Origin of the sequence: Zobellia barbeyronii (genome assembly GCF_018603515.1) — a bacterium.
GTDB classification, from domain to species: Bacteria; Bacteroidota; Bacteroidia; order Flavobacteriales; family Flavobacteriaceae; genus Zobellia; species Zobellia barbeyronii.
Genome location: NZ_JACATN010000002.1, coordinates 352,904 through 371,318, shown reverse-complemented (window position 1 = coordinate 371,318; position 18,415 = coordinate 352,904). Strand labels below are relative to the sequence as shown.

17 protein-coding genes are annotated in these 18,415 nt (G+C 34.2%); 10 read left to right on the top strand and 7 right to left on the bottom strand.

Translation table 11 applies throughout. The features are described 5' to 3' along the window. Nucleotides 1-121 precede the first annotated feature (121 nt). Nucleotides 122-1,117 carry an alpha/beta hydrolase gene (locus HW347_RS06130; RefSeq protein ID WP_214611037.1) on the bottom strand — a complete coding sequence of 332 codons (996 nt, stop codon included), beginning with the start codon at nucleotides 1,115-1,117 and terminating at the stop codon, nucleotides 122-124. A gap of 587 nt (nucleotides 1,118-1,704) precedes the next feature. On the opposite strand from HW347_RS06130, the gene HW347_RS06125 reads away from it, so the two are divergent. From HW347_RS06125 to HW347_RS06090, 8 genes are all read left to right on the top strand, one after another. Further along, nucleotides 1,705-2,403 carry a lycopene cyclase domain-containing protein gene (locus tag HW347_RS06125; protein ID WP_214611036.1) on the top strand — a complete coding sequence of 233 codons (699 nt, stop codon included), beginning with the start codon at nucleotides 1,705-1,707 and terminating at the stop codon, nucleotides 2,401-2,403. Further along, the gene (crtD, locus tag HW347_RS06120; RefSeq protein ID WP_214611035.1) at nucleotides 2,400-3,860 is read left to right on the top strand and encodes a 1-hydroxycarotenoid 3,4-desaturase CrtD; all 1,461 of its coding nucleotides are present in this window, start codon (nucleotides 2,400-2,402) and stop codon (nucleotides 3,858-3,860) included. The genes HW347_RS06125 and crtD overlap by 4 nt, the downstream gene beginning before the upstream one ends. Next, complete coding sequence (locus HW347_RS06115) at nucleotides 3,861-4,520, top strand: carotenoid biosynthesis protein (protein WP_214611034.1); 660 nt, start codon at nucleotides 3,861-3,863, stop codon at nucleotides 4,518-4,520. It begins immediately after the preceding gene. A gap of 2 nt (nucleotides 4,521-4,522) precedes the next feature. Beyond that, a complete protein-coding gene (locus HW347_RS06110; protein ID WP_214611033.1) occupies nucleotides 4,523-5,140 on the top strand; it encodes a 1-acyl-sn-glycerol-3-phosphate acyltransferase in 618 nt (205 codons plus the stop codon). Then, a complete protein-coding gene (locus HW347_RS06105) occupies nucleotides 5,141-6,241 on the top strand; it encodes a glycosyltransferase (protein WP_214611032.1) in 1,101 nt (366 codons plus the stop codon). Continuing rightward, entirely contained in the window at nucleotides 6,211-6,969 is a 759-nt protein-coding gene (locus tag HW347_RS06100; RefSeq protein ID WP_214611031.1) for a tetratricopeptide repeat protein, read from the top strand. The genes HW347_RS06105 and HW347_RS06100 overlap by 31 nt, the downstream gene beginning before the upstream one ends. Next, a complete protein-coding gene (locus HW347_RS06095; RefSeq protein WP_214611030.1) occupies nucleotides 6,966-8,069 on the top strand; it encodes a DUF4056 domain-containing protein in 1,104 nt (367 codons plus the stop codon). Before HW347_RS06100 ends, HW347_RS06095 begins: the two co-directional genes overlap by 4 nt. A 248-nt stretch (nucleotides 8,070-8,317) precedes the next feature. Then, the gene (locus HW347_RS06090; RefSeq protein ID WP_214611029.1) at nucleotides 8,318-10,879 is read left to right on the top strand and encodes a cyclic nucleotide-binding domain-containing protein; all 2,562 of its coding nucleotides are present in this window, start codon (nucleotides 8,318-8,320) and stop codon (nucleotides 10,877-10,879) included. 36 nt (nucleotides 10,880-10,915) lie between these two features. Here HW347_RS06090 and speB read toward each other — a convergent pair whose 3' ends face one another. Next, the gene (gene speB / locus HW347_RS06085) at nucleotides 10,916-11,692 is read right to left on the bottom strand and encodes an agmatinase (RefSeq protein ID WP_214611028.1); all 777 of its coding nucleotides are present in this window, start codon (nucleotides 11,690-11,692) and stop codon (nucleotides 10,916-10,918) included. Nucleotides 11,693-12,084: 392 nt separating this feature from the next. Between speB and HW347_RS06080 the strand changes: the two genes are divergently transcribed. Beyond that, on the top strand, nucleotides 12,085-12,834 hold the full coding sequence (locus tag HW347_RS06080; RefSeq protein WP_214611027.1) for an SDR family oxidoreductase: 750 nt from the start codon (nucleotides 12,085-12,087) through the stop codon (nucleotides 12,832-12,834). A gap of 61 nt (nucleotides 12,835-12,895) precedes the next feature. Beyond that, nucleotides 12,896-13,768, top strand: a complete 873-nt coding sequence (locus HW347_RS06075; protein ID WP_214611026.1) for an RNA polymerase sigma factor — start codon at nucleotides 12,896-12,898, stop codon at nucleotides 13,766-13,768. Nucleotides 13,769-13,843: 75 nt separating this feature from the next. On the opposite strand, the gene HW347_RS06070 is transcribed toward HW347_RS06075, so the two are convergent. The 5 genes from HW347_RS06070 to HW347_RS06050 form a co-directional block, all read right to left on the bottom strand. Continuing rightward, nucleotides 13,844-14,221 carry a hypothetical protein gene (locus HW347_RS06070; protein ID WP_214611025.1) on the bottom strand — a complete coding sequence of 126 codons (378 nt, stop codon included), beginning with the start codon at nucleotides 14,219-14,221 and terminating at the stop codon, nucleotides 13,844-13,846. Continuing rightward, nucleotides 14,211-15,839: a CRTAC1 family protein gene (locus HW347_RS06065; RefSeq protein WP_214611024.1), complete on the bottom strand. Its 1,629-nt coding sequence runs from the start codon at nucleotides 15,837-15,839 to the stop codon at nucleotides 14,211-14,213. The genes HW347_RS06070 and HW347_RS06065 overlap by 11 nt, the downstream gene beginning before the upstream one ends. Before the next feature lies 1 nt (nucleotide 15,840). Further along, nucleotides 15,841-16,488, bottom strand: coding sequence for a DUF6796 family protein (locus HW347_RS06060; protein WP_214611023.1), 648 nt, complete (start codon nucleotides 16,486-16,488; stop codon nucleotides 15,841-15,843). 193 nt (nucleotides 16,489-16,681) lie between these two features. Beyond that, complete coding sequence (locus HW347_RS06055) at nucleotides 16,682-17,116, bottom strand: RbsD/FucU family protein (protein WP_214611022.1); 435 nt, start codon at nucleotides 17,114-17,116, stop codon at nucleotides 16,682-16,684. A 104-nt stretch (nucleotides 17,117-17,220) separates the two neighbouring features. Next, nucleotides 17,221-17,988, bottom strand: a complete 768-nt coding sequence (locus HW347_RS06050; protein WP_214611021.1) for an SDR family NAD(P)-dependent oxidoreductase — start codon at nucleotides 17,986-17,988, stop codon at nucleotides 17,221-17,223. Between the last annotated feature and the right edge of the window lie 427 nt (nucleotides 17,989-18,415).

Sequence of the window (18,415 nt, the reverse complement as noted above, 5' to 3'; positions counted from 1 at the left end):
CCAACGTTATTAGTTAATTGGTTAAGAACGTCATTTAGAAATTAAAAACCTAATAGAGAATCTGTGGGGACCATCATAAGGGGAAAAGGTCGTTGATTTTTAATTGCATTAAATGTATTTGTCATAAATCTGTACCAGGTGATATCCAATTAATTATTTTATCTGTTGCTTCGGAATTTTTTACAATATCTAAATGATTGGAATTGGGAATCACATAGGTTTTTGTAATATCTTCTTTCAATTTAAATACCTCTTTAAACTTATTTGGATAAAAGCTTTCATCATTGTTTCCGACTATCACCAATGATTTTGTACTAAGAAGTTCTATATCATTTTTATAACTTTTTGGAGCAAAGTTTACTGCCATTTGATAAGAATAAAAACTAACCTGCAAATCATCTTCATATGCTTTTGGTCTATTAAAAAACAAAACTGGCATTTTGTTGAAAAATGTTATTCCAAGAGTGTTCCACATTGTTATTCCTACCCACCTTTTTACACCAACGGTAACCCATCCTCCGCTATTAGATTTTACTGTAGGAGCGTCATGACCCAAGTAGGGTGAAATCATAATGGCTTTGTCTACTGGGGTAAGTTCACTATTGGCTAAATATCTTAAAACTAAACCTCCGCCAGAGGAGTGTCCTGCCAAAATTATCCTCTTAGCCTCTAAACTATCTTTCGCATAGGCAATGATATCTTCAATATCGTCCTCCAAGTGTCCTATATATTCAATATCTGTTTCATTTTGAATATTGCGTCCATGTCCCCTTAAGTCCGGGGTTATAACTGTTGCTATATTTTTGGTGGATAAATCTTTTGATAAATCACTCAAATACCTACTATCCGAACCAGACCCGTGAATTAGAATACAAATTGTTTTAGTGTGACTAGGATAAACTCTATTAAATAATTTTTGACCATCCCTAGCTTCAATCCATTTTTCTGTAGTAGTTGTGTCTATGCCATGAGAAGTTTTGTCTATGGAGCTGTAATCATAATTTTCTAGATTTTCTTTCTTCGGAATAGGCCAATATATAAGTACAAGGCTTACAGTAATAAAAAGGATGCAATTGACTAGTACAAATTTAAAAATCCGCTTTGCAATTTTGTTCATATAAGGTTATTCATAAAGTTTAGACAAACTTATTTGAACCTGATTAAAATCTAAATATTTAGATTCTGAACCGTAGTTTTTTAGGTACGAACTGTAATACTTGCTTAGAATTGGAAAGGAGTATACACAAATTAAAAGAGAGGCAAGAAGAGCTGCGGTAAATATTGAATTGAGCCGGTTTTTAAAAGAACGTAATACAGTGAAGGTTAGGTTTGATCGCTAAAAAGAAGCATACGCTCCAAAAGTAACTAAACAGCAGTTAGAAAGGTTTTTATAATAGTGTAAGCGTCTATTTAAATAATAGGCGAGTTTGAAAAAGATTATTACTTTTGCAACAGACATTTACTAAGATTTTAGAGTTGCTTTAGAGAGGATTAACCTACTGCCTAACAATTCAATAAAAACGGAGTGTATGCAACCTATCTTCAACTACCGTAATGTTACGGTTAAGATAAATTGCACTCCTTTATAGAAATTATTTAATGAGCGAATTCCAATACCCAATGGGGTTAAAATCTGGGCATAAAATCTATAATTACAGTACCAATAAACTTTCACTGGCATAGCATACAGGAAAAACTTTAACTATGTCGCTCTATTTAATTATACTTCTATTTTCGCTTGCCGGACCTCTAGCGTTGAGTTTCGAGAAAAACCTTAGACTCTATAAGCGTTGGAAATATCTGCTTCCTGCAATTTTAATAACGATGTTTATTTTTGTTGTTTGGGATATTATTTTCACGCATAATGGATATTGGTTTTTTAACCCAATCTATAATTCGGGAATTTATATAAATAAGCTTCCTTTGGAAGAGTACTTGTTTTTTATTGTCATTCCGTATGCTTGTGCGTTCTCTTTTTACGCAATTCAATTTCATTTTCCAAAATTCAAGTTGAATGAACGGTGGACAAAAATTGTAACTTTTCTATTAACGGTAGTATCAGTTCTCATGTCAATTATAAATAGAGATTATACCTATACTTTTGTTGTTTTACTTGTTTTGCCAGTGATACTCTTACTCAGCTATTATTTTGCTAGAGAAGTGTTACAATATTATTTAGCTATCTATCTTATCTTACTAATTCCATTTTTTATCATAAACGGAATCTTAACGGGTACAGGAATTGAACAACCTGTTTTTGATTATAGTCCTCAGGCCATATTAGGGATTCGTATTCTTTCAGTTCCTATAGAAGATATGTTTTATAATTTTTCGTTGCTTTTATTACCATTGGCGTTAACTCAAGTCTTTGAAACGAAATCTAAAAAAACTAAGAACGCATGAAAATTGCTGTAATTGGTTCTGGAATTGGTGGCTTGGCTACTGCGTGCAGATTAGCATCTAAGGGACATGAAGTAACTGTATTTGAAAAAAACGATTCTCCTGGCGGGAAAATAAGTGAGATTAATATGGAAGGGTATCGTTTTGATACCGGACCATCTTTATTTACATTGCCAGAATTAGTAGAAGAGCTTTATGGTGCAGCTGGTGAAAAAGTTCCAGCAACTTTTGCTTATAAAAAGCTTGATGTGCTATGCAAGTATTTCTTCAAATCAGGTGAAAATCTTATTGCTTGGTCTGATCAGCAAAAATTCACGGATGAATGTGTAGAAAAACTAGGAGAAGACCCTTCTAATGTCACTAGATATTTTAAAAGTGCGTTATTGATTTACAAAATTACCGCAGATATTTTCCTTTTTAACTCCTTGCATAAAGTTAAGAACTTGTTGAAGTTTTCGGTTTTAAAATCGCTGCTTCAAGTTCATAAGATTCGCTTTTATAAAACCATGCATGAAGATAATAAGAGCAGTTTTAAAAGTCCATTGCTTATTCAATTGTTTGATAGGTATGCTACTTATAACGGCTCTAATCCATATAAGGCACCTGCAACACTAAATGTAATAGCGCATCTAGAAAACAATCTGGGAGCCTATTTTCCGGAACAAGGCATGTATTCTATTGTAAAGAGCATTTATGAGCTCGCCTTAAAAAAAGGGGTTCGTTTTAATTTTAATTCGTTGGTGACATCCATCGATATAAAAAATAATAAAGCGGTTGGAGTAAGCGTAGGGGACGAGAAGTTTGCTTTTGATAGCGTTGTATCAGATTCGGATATTAATTATGTGGTTAATAATCTGATGGATCACCCACAAAAAAAGCGAATAGAGCGTTTGGAACCTTCATCATCTGCCTTGGTATTTTATTGGGGAGTGAACAAAGAATTTCCAGAGTTAGACTTGCATAATATTCTTTTTAGCGGTGATTATAAAGAAGAGTTTACGAATCTATTTCAAGAGAAAACCATTCATAATGATCCTACAGTATATATTTTTGTGAGTTCAAAAATGGTTAAAAGTGATGCTCCTAAAAATTGCGAAAATTGGTTTGTAATGGTGAACGCTCCTTCTAACAGCAAGGAGAATTGGGATGAACTGATACGTGCTACCAAACAGAACATTATTAATAAAATCAATAAATCTCTTAAAACAAATATTGAAGATTATATAGAATATGAGAAGATTGCATCTCCCATAACCATTGAGCAAAATACCCTTAGTAAAGGAGGAGCGCTTTACGGTAATTCTTCTAATTCTATGTTTGCTGCATTTTTAAGACACCCAAACTTTCTTAAAAGTGTAAAAAACTTGTATTTTGTTGGTGGAAGCGTCCACCCCGGTGGCGGAATACCGCTCTGTTTGGCCAGTGCTAAAATTGTTGCTAATGAAATACCTGCATCATAGATGAACCGGATAATTAAATATTTAGTTAACGAGGGTCTTCCAAAAACTTTTATAGTTTTTTACTGTGTTGGTTTGGTCTTATATGCTATGCCGCTCACGCACGATTTATTTAAGCTAATTACTCCGTACACCTTGGTTTTAGTAACAGGGGCCATTTTAATGCATCATAAAGAATGGAATATAAAAACGATTGCAGTTTTAGCAAGTATTTTTATATTGAGTATCATAACTGAAATTATTGGTGTAGCAACCGGCAAATTATTTGGGGTGTATGCTTATGGGCAAGGGCTTGGTATTAAAATAATAGATGTACCCGTTGTTATTGGTCTTAATTGGGTTTTCTTAGTGTATGCCTCTAATGGTATTATCTCTAAATACACATCTAAAAGCGCCCCGATTATTATAGGTGGAGCATCGCTAATGATACTTTACGATATTTTACTTGAAAAAGTAGCGCCTTTAATGGACATGTGGGAATTTTCAAAAAACGACCCTCCCATAAATAACTATGTGGTTTGGTTTCTTTTGGCTCTATTGTTTAATTGGGCAATTCAGTATTTTAAAATAGACACGCATAACAGACCGGCTCGCTGGCTATTTTTCATTCAATTCGGCTTTTTTATTGGTATAGTTATTCTAAATGAATTCAACATAAATTAGAAATGATACGAGCCAATCATAGTAAATTATGGGTAAAAATATCTAGATATTATACAAAAATATTTATCGGCTTTTTTTTTGGCAATGTTAACTATACTGGTGATTACGAAGAAAAAGGAGTTCCTATTCTTATGTTAAGTAATCATTTTTCGTTTTACGATGGCTTTATCCAAATCTTATTAAACTTCAAGGTTTTTAACCGCAGGTTTTATTTTATGATGCTTGAAAAAGAGTTGAGTAAAAATATGCTGTTAACCAAAATAGGAGCTAGTTCTATTAGTAAAGGGAAACGGTCTAGTTTAGAGAGTCTGGGATATGCCGTTGAATTGTTACAGGATAAAGAAAACCTATTTCTATTTTTTCCGCAAGGAAAGATTAAGAGCATATACATACGAGAGTTTACTTTTGAAAAAGGCTTACTTACACATGTTTTAGAAAACGTAAAAAACGATTTTCAGTTGGTTTTTAATATCAACTTGATTAATTATGGAACCAATCTTAGACCAGATTTATGTGTGTATTATGAAACACAGACCATAAATGCAGATACCACTGCCGAAGATGTAGAAAGAGAATTTAATCGTTTTGCTAAAACGTGTTTTACAAAACTAGGAGCCTAAATGATTTATTTCTGTTATTTTCTTATGGGCTTGCTCATTATCAGGTTGCTTGTAGCGCTCGTTAATTACCTTTCGTTTGCTTATTTACCAAAGGTGGCTCCATTGGCCAATGAGCCTAATATTTCCATTTTAATACCCGCTCGCGATGAGGAAGAGAACATTGGGACCTTACTAGAGCAATTATCTACGTTGGAGTACAGCGCTCTTGAAATCATCGTATATAACGATAACTCAACCGATAGAACGGGAAGCATCGTTAAACAGTGGGAAACAAAGAACCCCAACATTAAACTTATAAACGGAGGAAAACTTCCACAGGGTTGGTTAGGAAAGAATCACGCCTGTAATCAACTCTCACAAGCTGCTACCGGAGATGTTTTACTTTTTTTAGATGCAGACGTGAGCGTAAGAAAAGATTTGATTAAACGCAGCATTAGCCATTTCCAGAAATATGAGCTTCAGTTACTTTCTATATTCCCAAAGCAAATAGTGCAGTCTTTTGGAGAAAAAATTTCAGTACCTCTAATGAACTGGATTTTGTTGAGTTTACTGCCACTTTCTCTAATTAGGAATTCAAAGAATGAAGCCTTTTCAGCCGCCAATGGGCAATTCATCATGTTTAAAGCAGTTACTTATAAAGATATATGGCCGCATGAAAAATGTAAGGCCCATAGGGTAGAAGACATTGCTATTATAAAATTATTTAAACAGAAAGATTTAGCCTGTGATACGCTCTTAGGAGATGCTGATATTTCTTGCCGTATGTATGACGGGTTAGATACTGCTGTTGAGGGATTTACAAAAAACATTTTTCAATTTTTTGGAAATAGTATTTTGGTAACGATTTCTTTTGGAATTATAACCACAATTGCGCCATTCGTACTCTATGTTAATTTGGGTATATGGTGGTTTACCGCTTATATGGTTGGCATAGTGTCAATTCGTTTTTTTGTAAGTTTGGCGAGCCAACAATCAGTTTTTCAAAATATAGTATTGGCATTACCCCAACACTTAGTATTTCTTGTAATCATAATAAAAGGACTCATTAACAACCAACAGAAGCGATTAATATGGAAAGGCCGCAATATATTACAAGATTAGTTATTGTGATTTTCACTTTGTTGCTTACAATGCAATCTGGTTTTTCTCAGAGTACCACCTACCGCGATTCAATTTACAAAGCATATTCTAGAGGTAAAATGCATAAGTGGTATGAGCTCATGCAGACTTGCGAAAAGAATGTAAATGAGAATAATTTAGAAGAGCAATTAGAGCTCATCAGTTATTATTACGGGTATACGGCTTGGTTAATTGGTGCCGAAAAATATGATACTGCAGAAGATTACATTGAGAAATCCGAGCAAATTATTGATAAGTTATTAGATCAATCACCAAAAAATGCAACCCTTCTGGCCTACAAAGGAGCTTACATTGCCTTTACCATTGGTATCTCAAAGTTTAAGGCTGTTTACTTGGGCCCCAAAAGCATGCGGTATATAAATGAATCTATAGAGCTAGATCCGGAGAATATTCAAGGTAATATAGAGAAGGGGAATTCAATGTATTATCGTCCAGCGGTTTTTGGTGGAGATAAGACGGAAGCAATAGAATACTATGTAAAGGCGGTTAAAAGTTTTGAAAAACAAGGACTGGTGGTTAATAATTGGATGTATATAAACACCATGACAGCTTTAGGTCAAGCCTACGAAGCCACCGATCAAATACAACTAGCCAAACTGTGTTATGAAAAAATAATTCGCATTTTTCCTAACTTTATGTGGGTTGAAGATGAACTCTATCCTGATATGCTGAAGCGTAATAATCTATGATATTTAGCAACAGCACCATGAAAATTGATATGTACAAAACAACATTATATAGCATAAAATTACTACTGCTATTGGCTTTTGTTGTTAATCCAGCAACTACTTGTGCCCAAGGTATTCCTGATGATGTTGATCTAGAGAAAATCCCTCCGCGTATTATTAGGGCTTGTTGTGCTTTTGGATATGACCTAAAATTATGGGGCGTGCCATTTGTAAATATTGATCAGGTGATTAGTGTAGACGATTTAAACGAGCATCACTATATGGGTAATAAGAGTGAAGGTATTGGAACCATTTATTCCCATAAAGGAGGTTTTATAGACATAGGACATTTACGAGATCAAATTGATTGGACGCGCTATTTGTATACCGTTATCTTAAACAGTAGAGGTAAAGGAGAAGTGATATTGCCTTTGCGGAACGAAGCAGGACGCAAGACTTTATATTTGAATATACCAGCAGAGCTTACTAATAGCGACTGTATTCTATTAGCGGGAAAAATAACATATGACTTTTCTCTATGGCACGAAATCTCTACTTGGTTTGGAGCATCGACTATTCCTTTAATGCCAGAGAAATTTTCTAGTTTTTCGGTAGAGGATGTATATTCCAACCTACTAGGCATTCACGTAGGCATGCAAGCCTTGCATTCTAAGCTCCCTTTTAATGCTGCAGCAACACAGATTATCGTTTCTACATTAGATAGTTTAGCTGTTGTTAAAACGGCACAAGAAACTTACGATGCCTATGATGCGGTTAATCATAAATGGTACACGAATAAAAAGCGAATACCTCGGAAAAGTGTTACCATAAAGCGAGATTCAGATGTTCTTAACTCAAGTCGTCCCTGGATAGTTCCTGATCAGACCAATGTTAATAGTAATCCAATTACTTTAGATGTTCCTCTTTTAGATACTAAGGGTGAGTTGCTTACCAATTTTTATCAGTTTACCATTGATTTGAATCACAGGTTTCCTGTGGAGGAGATTTTTCCAAATCGTGAAAGTAGCCTCATCAACCAAGATGATTTTGGTGTACTACTGAATAGAATTACGAATGATTTAGAAATCATGGAAGAAAATACCTTGGCGGAGAGTAAATAATGCTTTTGATTGTAAGTATCTATAAAGATTGATTGTTGTTAACAAAAATTCTCCCAATACTGCGGTAAAAAACAATACCCCTAATCTTTTAGGTATTAAGTGATTCGGGAAAATCGATATCATATATTATGGATTTTTATAATATAAACGGCGGTAAATGATATATCGATTTTAATAAAAGGAATACTTCTTTTCTTAGTCAGACTTTAATATGTTAGTACGTCGGACAGACTTAAAATCATCGTTTTTTGAAAGAAGAAATCAGTATTTCACAACTGCAGGAAAAATTTCCAAATGGAAAAATTCAAAATTATGAAAAGGGTCATACCATATGCTTTATTCATAAGAAGGTAAGAACGTTTAGGTGGCTTTTAGAGGGCAGCATAGCGTATTATATTTCTATTGAAAATCCTGATAAAGATGTGCTGGTTTGTCAGAACTCGGAGCCATTTTCTACTTTAGGACTTAATGGGTTTACTACTGCAAAACGCTATGTTTACAAAGTGTTGGTAGCTTCTCAAAAAGCGGTATTCTTTGAAATTCCTTTTGAGCAAATTGAAACGTATTTGCAAGAAGGACACCAAAATTTGCTACTTAAAAATATAGGCTCAAAATTATATCACCTTTTACACACGGCATTATTAAAGCAATCGGAATTATTAAATCCGGTTCGGTTTCAGCCTTTTGTGGAAGACCGGAAATTTCATATTTCACCAGTAGCAGAAAAGGAACAAATTGTTTCTCTTATGAGACGTTCTCCCTTTTTAGATTGTTTTGAGGAGAAACAATTGTCTGCCATGGCATCTTTTGCAGAACGAAGAGAATATGAAGCAGATGAAGTTTTATATGTTCAAGATGGCTCTAGTAATGGGTTGTTTATTTTGATTGATGGCGAAGTGGCAATAAAGCGGATCGAGAATTCAATTGAAATTAAACAACGTTCCATTAAGAATTCAGGATTTGTGTTTGGTTGGTCTTGTCTGTTAAAACAGAAGGATAGCTGCTCTGCAATTACCCGAACCAGAACTTCTGCCTATTTTATTCATGACCACGACTTAATGGGGTTGTTTCAAAAAGATGATCAGTTTGAAGGTCATTTTTTTCAACGTTTAATATGGCTTATGGGTAACCAACTAAACGCTGCATTCATAAGGTATGTGGGCTTACTTGGTAAACATAATCTTCAGGCGGTATTTCAGCTAATTAAGAACAATGAATCACGCTTATCTGTTTCATCTCCTTTGCACCAAGTATCTCATCTTTTAAAAAGTAATAACACTAAAAAACTGGCTTATGATGCATTAACTTCTTTATTAGATGATGGTAGTGCTTTAGAAAGACATATTGCATCTTTAAGTTTAGAATTGTTGACGGAAGATCAGAAGGAGTGTAATTTTATAAACGGATTGCAGAAAATCTATTCAAATGTTACGGAAAGGGATACCACAGACCTTGATTTGAATCGAAAAATTTGTGCCGAATTAACTAACGAAGTTTTTGAAAATGTACCTTATATAATTGAGGGATGGGAAAATTTACCCGAGACTACAGGCCATATTTTCACCTATAACCACTTGGTTAATGATACACACTATACGTTAAATAATAGCTTTCAAATTACATTGGATTCGCATTTTATAAGTGCGAAGGTCCTGCATGAAAAATATGGAAAACCTGGTATTAGAACCGTCCGTATTGGTAGAGGGCAAGAATATGGTCACCAAAATTATTATGACAATTTGGGCCACATTAATGTGTTTACCAAAGATTCCGAGCTTACGTCATCTGAACATATGGAACAAGCGCGAAACATATTTTATGAAGAAGCTTCTATACACTTAAGCAACAATTATAATCTAATTATTAGCCCAGAAGGAACCTCTTATAGAACCGAGGAATCTCCTGGCCCCTTTAGAATGGGAGCTTTTAAATTGGCTGCAGGTCAGGAAAAAGAACCGCTTATAGTGCCTATAGTCATGGTAAATTTTGATGATAGAATAGGACGGTCTTTATTTTATTGTAAAATAGGGGAGCCGTTTTTATTAAGTGAAAAGGTAGCATCAAAAAAGAACGATGATATTTATGCGTTTGTGCTAGAGTATCAAGCGCAATATAAAATTGATGTTCAAAAAGCAAGAAATAGGGCAGAGGAGTTATTTGTATCTCCAGGCGGGAAGGTCAATAAGGAAGAGCCGCCTGCAATGTGGTCCAATGAAATTAAAAGATTAAAAAGAAGGGTAACAAAATTGAAGACCCAAGAAAATCTCATTGCAATTTATGGAAGTTCTTCAGTGCGTTTATGGGTACATATGCAAAGAGATTTGCTCCCTTTTAATACTGTAAATCTTGGTTTTGGAGGTTCTACATTTGCTTGGTGTATTCATTATTTTGATGAAATATTTGAAGAGGTAAACCCTTATAAATTAGTTCTTTACGCAGGTGAGAATGATTTGAATCAAGGAAGGACTCCGCAAGAAGTATTGGCAGATTGTCACGAATTAGTGGGCATGATTAAAGCCAAATATCCAGACGTAGCTTTGGCCTTGATAAGTTTAAAACCAAGCGTTGAGCGGGAGCAGATGATTCCGTTGATTATAGAAACTAATTTGTTACTGTCAAAATATATAATTTCCGATTTAAATGCACAGTATATAAATGTGTTTAGCCATATGATCAGCAGTGATAACAGGCCCATACCGGAACTATATTTGTCAGATGGATTACATCTTAACAAAGAAGGGTATACCATCTGGAGCAGCGTTATTAGAGATGCATTGCAGTCTGTAGCTTTGTTAGAATTAGAAAATTAAAACTCCGCCTATTGTATTTAAAAAATGGGTGATTATTTATAGCATTTTCGCTAATATTTCTTTCATCATTTTAGCTGCTAAAAAGGCTGTCATATTTTGAAAATCTCTATTTGGGTTGTACTCAACAATATCGGCTCCGATGACTTCAGAATCAATGTTTTGAATTAAGTTTATTACTTCTCTAGAAGTTAATCCTCCGGGTTCATGATGAGAAACTCCAGGAGCAAATGCTGGGTCAAAACCATCCATGTCCAAAGAGATATATAAAGGGTTTTTAAATTTTGGAATTTGGCTTAAATCCAAATCCTTCATTTGATGTATTTCAACATTAAATTTATCGGCCTGTTGGGCCTGATGTGTATTTAATGTTCTAATTCCAACTTGAACTAATTTAACAGCAAATCCATTTTCCATAATTCTTGCAAAAGGACAAGCATGAGAATACTTATCTCCTTCAAAATGGTCATATAAATCACAGTGTGCATCAATATGAAGAATGTCCAATTTGGGGTATTTCTCGTTATGAGCTTTAATTATAGGGAATGTTATGGAATGGTCCCCACCAAGAGTTAAAATCTTAGCACCAGAATTAAGGTGTTTTTTCGTTATTCGCTCAATATCAAAGTATTCAGCTATGTCAAAATCACCTTTATCATCAATTGCTGAATTTTCTATGCTGACTAAGTTTTCTGCATACATATTTGCAGAACCACAATTCAAAGCTTCTCTAATTATTGGCGGAGCTAGTTTAGGTCCTTTTTGATAAGAAGATTTTTCGTCGAATTTTATTCCCTGTATACTTATTTTTTGCATTCTATTTCTATTACTGGGCAACAGCCCAGGTATATCTCACGAAAGACACAGCCTGCAGAGTATAATATTACTGTGATTTCCGGAATATATACCCAGTTGTGTATAGTTATCTAAAGTAGGTAGTAAAGTTGGCAAAAGCAAAAGAACCAGGGGTAGAGTTGTGGCATATCCTCAATGGTTTTTCTATTGTTAAGCAACGAACTCAGTAAAGAAAACCCAATAGGAAATCTACTGTAGTTTTATAAGTAGTATAGAACCAGTTAATTAATCATGCACCGTGCTTTAATGCGTTTCTGTTTTCATCTAGTTTTGTAACACCTCTTCTTTTTCATTGTCCTAGTAATAGATATAACAATGAAATTATGTTCAACTTATTAAAAAAAAATAAAGCAATGGGAAAATTAGAAGGTAAAGTAGCCGTTATTACAGGAGGTGCAAGTGGTATTGGTTTAGCAACAGCTCAAGAATTTATTAATAACGGAGCAAAAGTGGTTCTTTTTAGTAGAGGTCAAGAAGCTTTAGATGCTGCGGTAAAACAATTAGGGTCTAATAGCCATGCTGTAAAAGGAGATGTTACAAAGCATGCTGATTTAGAAAGGTTATTTGCAGAAACCAAATCTAAATTTGGAAGAGTTGATACATTATTCATTAATGTAGGAAAAGGAAAATTAGCCCCTGTAGCAGATACAGATGAGGCATTTTTTGATGACATGATGGATGTTAACTTTAAAGGGTCATTTTTTACATTACAAAAAGGAATTAAAAATTTAAATGATAATGCTTCCGTAATTATAACTACGTCTTATTTAAACGAAGTTGGTTTTGGTGGGAGTAGTTTATTAAGTGCTAGTAAAGCAGCTTTAAGATCATTAGTTCGTGTTGCTTCTGCAGAACTTGCAGACAGAGGAATACGCGTAAACGCAGTAAGCCCTGGTCCAATAGGAACACCATTTTGGGGTAAAATTGGTTTGCCAGATGATGTACTTGCCGGTGCAGCAGAAGCTATTACAGCACAAACGGCATTAAAACGTTTTGGAAATCCTGAAGAAGTAGCAAAAGCAGTATTGTTTTTGGCTTCAGACGATTCTTCATATATAATTGGTGAAGAGATTCCTGTACATGGAGGAATTAACTCTATATAATACTATTCATTAGCCTCATTTTAATACATTTAAGAATGAGGCTTTTAAAAATTTTAATGAGATGACAGATTTACTTTCAGATAATTATACAGACTTTGATGACTCTAAATTGGTTACATTATCAATAGATGGTGATAAGAAAGCACTTCAGACTCTTATTATTCGTCATCAACTTTTTGTATATAACCTAGCCCTTAAAATGGTAGGTAATGTTGAGGATGCAGAAGATTTAACGCAAGAAGTTTTTATAAAAATAATTACAGCTTTATCAAAATTTAAAAGCGAAAGTAAATTCACTACATGGTTATATAGAATTACGGTTAATCATTTTATTAATAGTAAAAAGCAAAGCTCAAAATTGAGGTTTGTAAGCTTTGAAAACTATTTTAATACTATAGACAACGTTCCTAGTTCCGATTTAAACGAGCAGGAAGAAAAGGAGCTTAAAGACACTATTGAAGAGATTAGAATTAATTGTACCACAGGTATGTTACTTTGTTTATCAAAAGAACAAAGAATGATTTATATTCTAGGAGAAATGTTTGAAATAGGGCATATTCTTGGAGGAGAAATTTTAGGAATTACACCAGGTAATTTTAGAGTTAAACTAACCAGAACTCGAAAAGAACTTTATAATTGGATGAACAAGAGATGTGGATTGGTTAATTCTGATAACCCTTGTAGATGTTCCAAAAAAACAAGAGGTTATATAAGTGAAGGAAAAGTAGATCCTGATAATTTAAAATTCAATACGAGGCATACATCTAAAATTAGTGAAATCTCAAAAAAGAAAGCTATTACATTTACTAATACGGTAGATGAACTGAATAAAAAAGTATTTCAAAGTCATCCTGCACAAACACCTTTACAATCATCAAAAATTATTAATGATATTTTAAATAACGATTTAATAAAATCGATTTTAGAATTATAGAACATTGTATTCAAAGTAGTGAATAGGTGTAAACTTTAGTTTAAGTTTCAAAGCCCGTTTTGACCAAAGGCTTTGTTAGGCATCCGTTGTTTTAACACTAATCCATTTTAAAACAACTAAAGTCAAAAATATAAGGAAAGATATATAGCACATGGGTATGCCGTTACTGGTTTTGGGGCAATCTGCAATGCCAATTAATTGAGATATAGTGCCATAAGTTGCAATTGTTAAAGCAATACCTGTTCCAATAAAATATACATAATTACTTAACTTGAATAGATGTGCTATAAGTGGAATAATTAAACATGCCATAATAATATAACAAGCAGGTATGCCCAAAATTTGTGGGCATACCTGCTTTAGCATGTACTCTTTATTGACTAACCCGCCAGCTCCATAGATTCCAAAACTGAAAACAAGCGTAATAAGTATACTAATTGTTTTACTGGACATCTGTGGTCTCCTTTACTATAATCTCGGGAACAAGAGTTGTTGTGTTAATTTTAAAATCTTCTAAATTTTGCGTTTCACCATTTATATATCTTATTTGGATATTTTTAATCTGCTCCTTTCCTAAACCAAAATGTACACTTGCTGATTGATCGGACACTAATCCTTCTCCTATGATATAATCTTCAGTAAGGATCTTCCCTGAGTTGGTAGTTACTATAACTTTTGCTCCTATGTTCTTAGCGTTTTCTGCAAATCGCAATTTAATATAGTTGTTTTTACCACCAGTATTCATAAATACTTTTGTGGGTGAAGCTATATTTACCCATACTAAATCTAGGTACCCATCTAAGTTAAAATCACTAACCAGTGGTGTAATTCCAAAGTTTTTATTTACAACACCACTCTTACTTTCTGTAGCTACAAAAGTATGGCCGGCTTTTTGGGTAAGAAAACGGCCAGGTAATTTAAAAAGTTTATGTGGCGGGAATTCTACGTAATTCTCCGCAACAATCAGTTCTTGAAAGCCATCGTTATTCATATCAGCCATTGCTGCTCCCCAAGAAAATTCATAATCACTTACCTCAATCTTCTTGGCTACATTTTCAAAAATAAAGTTTCCTTTATTTTCAAAGAATATCCAATCAGAATCAAAATCACTTTCATCTACCGTGCCTCTTGCTAAAAAATGAGGAGCTGTTGAACCAGTATTAGAAAACATAAAATCAACATTACCATCATTATTATAATCTCCTACCGCAATTCCCATGGGGTAGCCGTATTTGTCTGTAGTTGGGTTAGGTTTCATAGTAAAAGTCGTGTCACCATTATTCTTGTACGTTCTTACTTCACCAGTATCATGAGCAACAACCAAATCAAGCCAAGAGTCATTATCAATATCTACAAAAATTCCCATAAAGGTATTGTGCTGGTATGTTAAGCCAGATTCCTTTGTAATGTCTTTAAAGGTGTTGTCTCCATTATTAAATAATAATTGACTTATTGGGCCATATGTTTTACTGAAGTTGTTTTGGCCTACCATTTGTTTTTTACGGATATAGTTTGAGATAAAAATATCAATATTCCCATCTTTGTTTACATCTCCTAATGCAAATCCAAGTGGAGAAGCGTTATCCGCTAAAGGGTAGTCTACCTTTTTAGGTGTAAATTTTCCGTCAGTATTATAGTATATGGTTATACCGTCTTCACGAGAAATGATTAAGTCTGAAAAGCCATTATTGTCAAAATCAGCAGAAGCAGAGCCTAAGGTGGTAAGGTTTTCTTTTTCTTTAAGATTCACACTTTTTGAAATGGAGGTAAAAGAACCGTCTTTGTATTTAAAAAGTTCATCTTGTTGATTATACCCACCACCTAAAAACAATTCATCTACACCGTCATTATCAATATCTATTAAAGCAGAAGCTATTACAGGAAGAGATTCTTCTCCGTTGTGTTGTTGTATAAACTCAATAGAGGCTTCACTAAATGTGGGAATTAAATTATCATCAATCTCATTATTATAAGGGTTATTGCCATCCATTCCAAAACGAAAAAGCACAAACAATATGATTAACAGAATTAGCCCTAAAACGCTAAAAAATAAATACTTTAAAATCTTCATATTAATTGGTTTGTTTTTTAAGTTGAAATAGTAGAATGCTAAAGAAAATACAATGGGTTACGTTCATAGCTATAGGCGCAATGTGAATACCTAAAGGCTTAAGCCAGACCAAAGAAGAAATTATGATTATCAAAAGTACTAGAGGGTTAAATATAGCCAACCATTTAGGCAACCCCTGTTTGTTTTTCATAATCAGTAATACATATACCACAGATAAAAGGGCTATTATTATTCTTAAAGCCCAGACTAAAACCTGATAATGATCTTCATAAGATTGAAGGTAAAAGGCATAGTCAGCAGTACCTTGACTTCGCTGTAATACTTCAGCAGCAAAATATCTAGAGGATATCCAAATACCACCAATAAAAAATGCTAAAACACCTAATATCATAAGCAGGTTAGCTAAGGTTTCATTAGATTTTTTAAAAAAATCTCTAAGCCCATAATAACCAGCAAAATATAAAGGAGCTCCAAATACTGCAAAAAAATGTCCTATACTTGCTCGCTTTAAAGGTACGTGCTCTAACATACTTACTTCACCTTCTGGACCTCCAGGTAAAAAGTGCAATAAATATTCGCCAATACCAACTAGTACAGAACCCAATAGACCAAGTAGTATTAGAATTTTAATATTTCTTTTGTTGTTCATAATTAACTGTTTCTAATCAAAAATCACCGTTGTAAATTAATTGCCTTAGTAATGATGGCTAGCATCTTGGCAGTGGTTAGTACGGAAATTAATAGTTAACTTTCAATCAGTCACTTAGCCAAAACTTTTATTTTCGTTTTTAAATTAAATCAAAAACACTAAACTCAACTTTCTGTTAACGAACTTCAAACCCTTAAAAACCACTTTCTTCGGCCATTTTCACTACACCAACGGTTAGGATTAAATTAGCGAAACGGCGCTGTTCTCCCGTTTGGATAATTAGGGTAGTGTTAGGGTCTCTAATTTTGTCATAGAAAGCCCAACGTTCCATCTCATCCCAGGTTACATCTCCCAATAATTTTTTATAGGCGTCATGTATCTCTGCATTAGCTTCTGCAGGCTTTTCCATAACAATTGCACCTTGTACTGGGCAAACTTCTAGTATACCTTCAAGCACGGTAAGCGCATCTAAAAGTCCTGGACGAAAGTTAAGATGTACGGTGGTGGAGTTAGGCCCTGTCATAGCGCCAACGGGTAAATTACCATCTGCAATGACAACTTGTGCAAAATGACCAGAACGCGCAAGCGCTTCCATAATTGTTGGGTGTATTACCGGAGTCTTTAGCATAAATTTATTTTTAAAAAAAGGGTTAAAACAAAACACTAGGTGCTATTCGGCTCCTAGTGTTTTTATAGTTCTTAACGAACAATCATATTATATGTAATAAGTACCTACATATTGTAAACACCACCATTAATATCTAGTGTTGCACCAGTAATAAAACCGTCGTATTCAGATGCCAGATACAAAACTGCACGGGCTACGTCTGCTGCATTACCTGCACGTTGTATTGGAATACCGGCCGTTGTTTCTGCCGCAGATTCTTTTGTTGTATGTGTATTATGAAAAGAAGTACCAAGGATAAGACCTGGAGAGACAGCATTTACTCTAGTACCCTGAGGTCCTAATTCTGCAGATAATGCTCTTGTGAATGTTAGGATAGCTCCTTTACTGGTAGAGTAGGCTAATGACCCTGGGTGCCCACCTTTACGTCCGGCTAGTGATGCTAAGTTTACAATACTACTATTGTCATTTTTAGCTAAATAAGGAGCTGCGGCTTTCGTCACAAACATCATAGAGGTAAGGTTAATGTCCATTACCTTGTGCCAAAATTCAGCCTCCATTTCGCTCAACATTCTGCGTGCAACAAGAGAACCTGCGTTGTTAATTAATATATCCAGACCACCAAACGCTTCTGCCGTTTTTTGAACCATTGCATTTGCATCGGCTTCCTTGGTTAGGTCACCACCAATAGCAATTGCTTTTTGTCCTTTGCTGGTGGCATATTCTACCAATTGGTTTGCGGTATCAGCGCTAGAAAAATAGTGAATGGCAACATTGGCTCCGCTATCAATAAAGTGTTTAGTGATTGATTCTCCAATTCCTTGAGCGCCAGCGGTGATGAGAACATTTTTTCCAGCAATCTTATTGTTTTCCATGGTATTCCTAATTAATAAATTTGATAATCGTAGTGAAATTACTACTTGTCTCTATAGACGAACAACTTTTATTTTTTCAAATATAATTTAATAAGGCTCGTTTATATAAAAACTGAAGCAATATGTGTCATTTTTCCTAAAATCTTATATATAATAATGGCAATTGGTTACTAATAGGGATTATACTCCTAATCTTTTTATAGTAGTAAACCCAATTTCTGTTCTGGAATATTCATCAGTATAACGGAGGCAATATAAAACCTAAAAAGTAGTTTCGTCTATTGTTATTAAAAACCAACCTTCTCTTGTAAATAGCAAGCTTGCCATAGATTCTTCTTTCAAATCATGAGATTGTATCTACAATGAATTACTACTTGTAAACCATACTTTATTTTTCTACCTTTCTATAATCCCCTAATCTCATCAA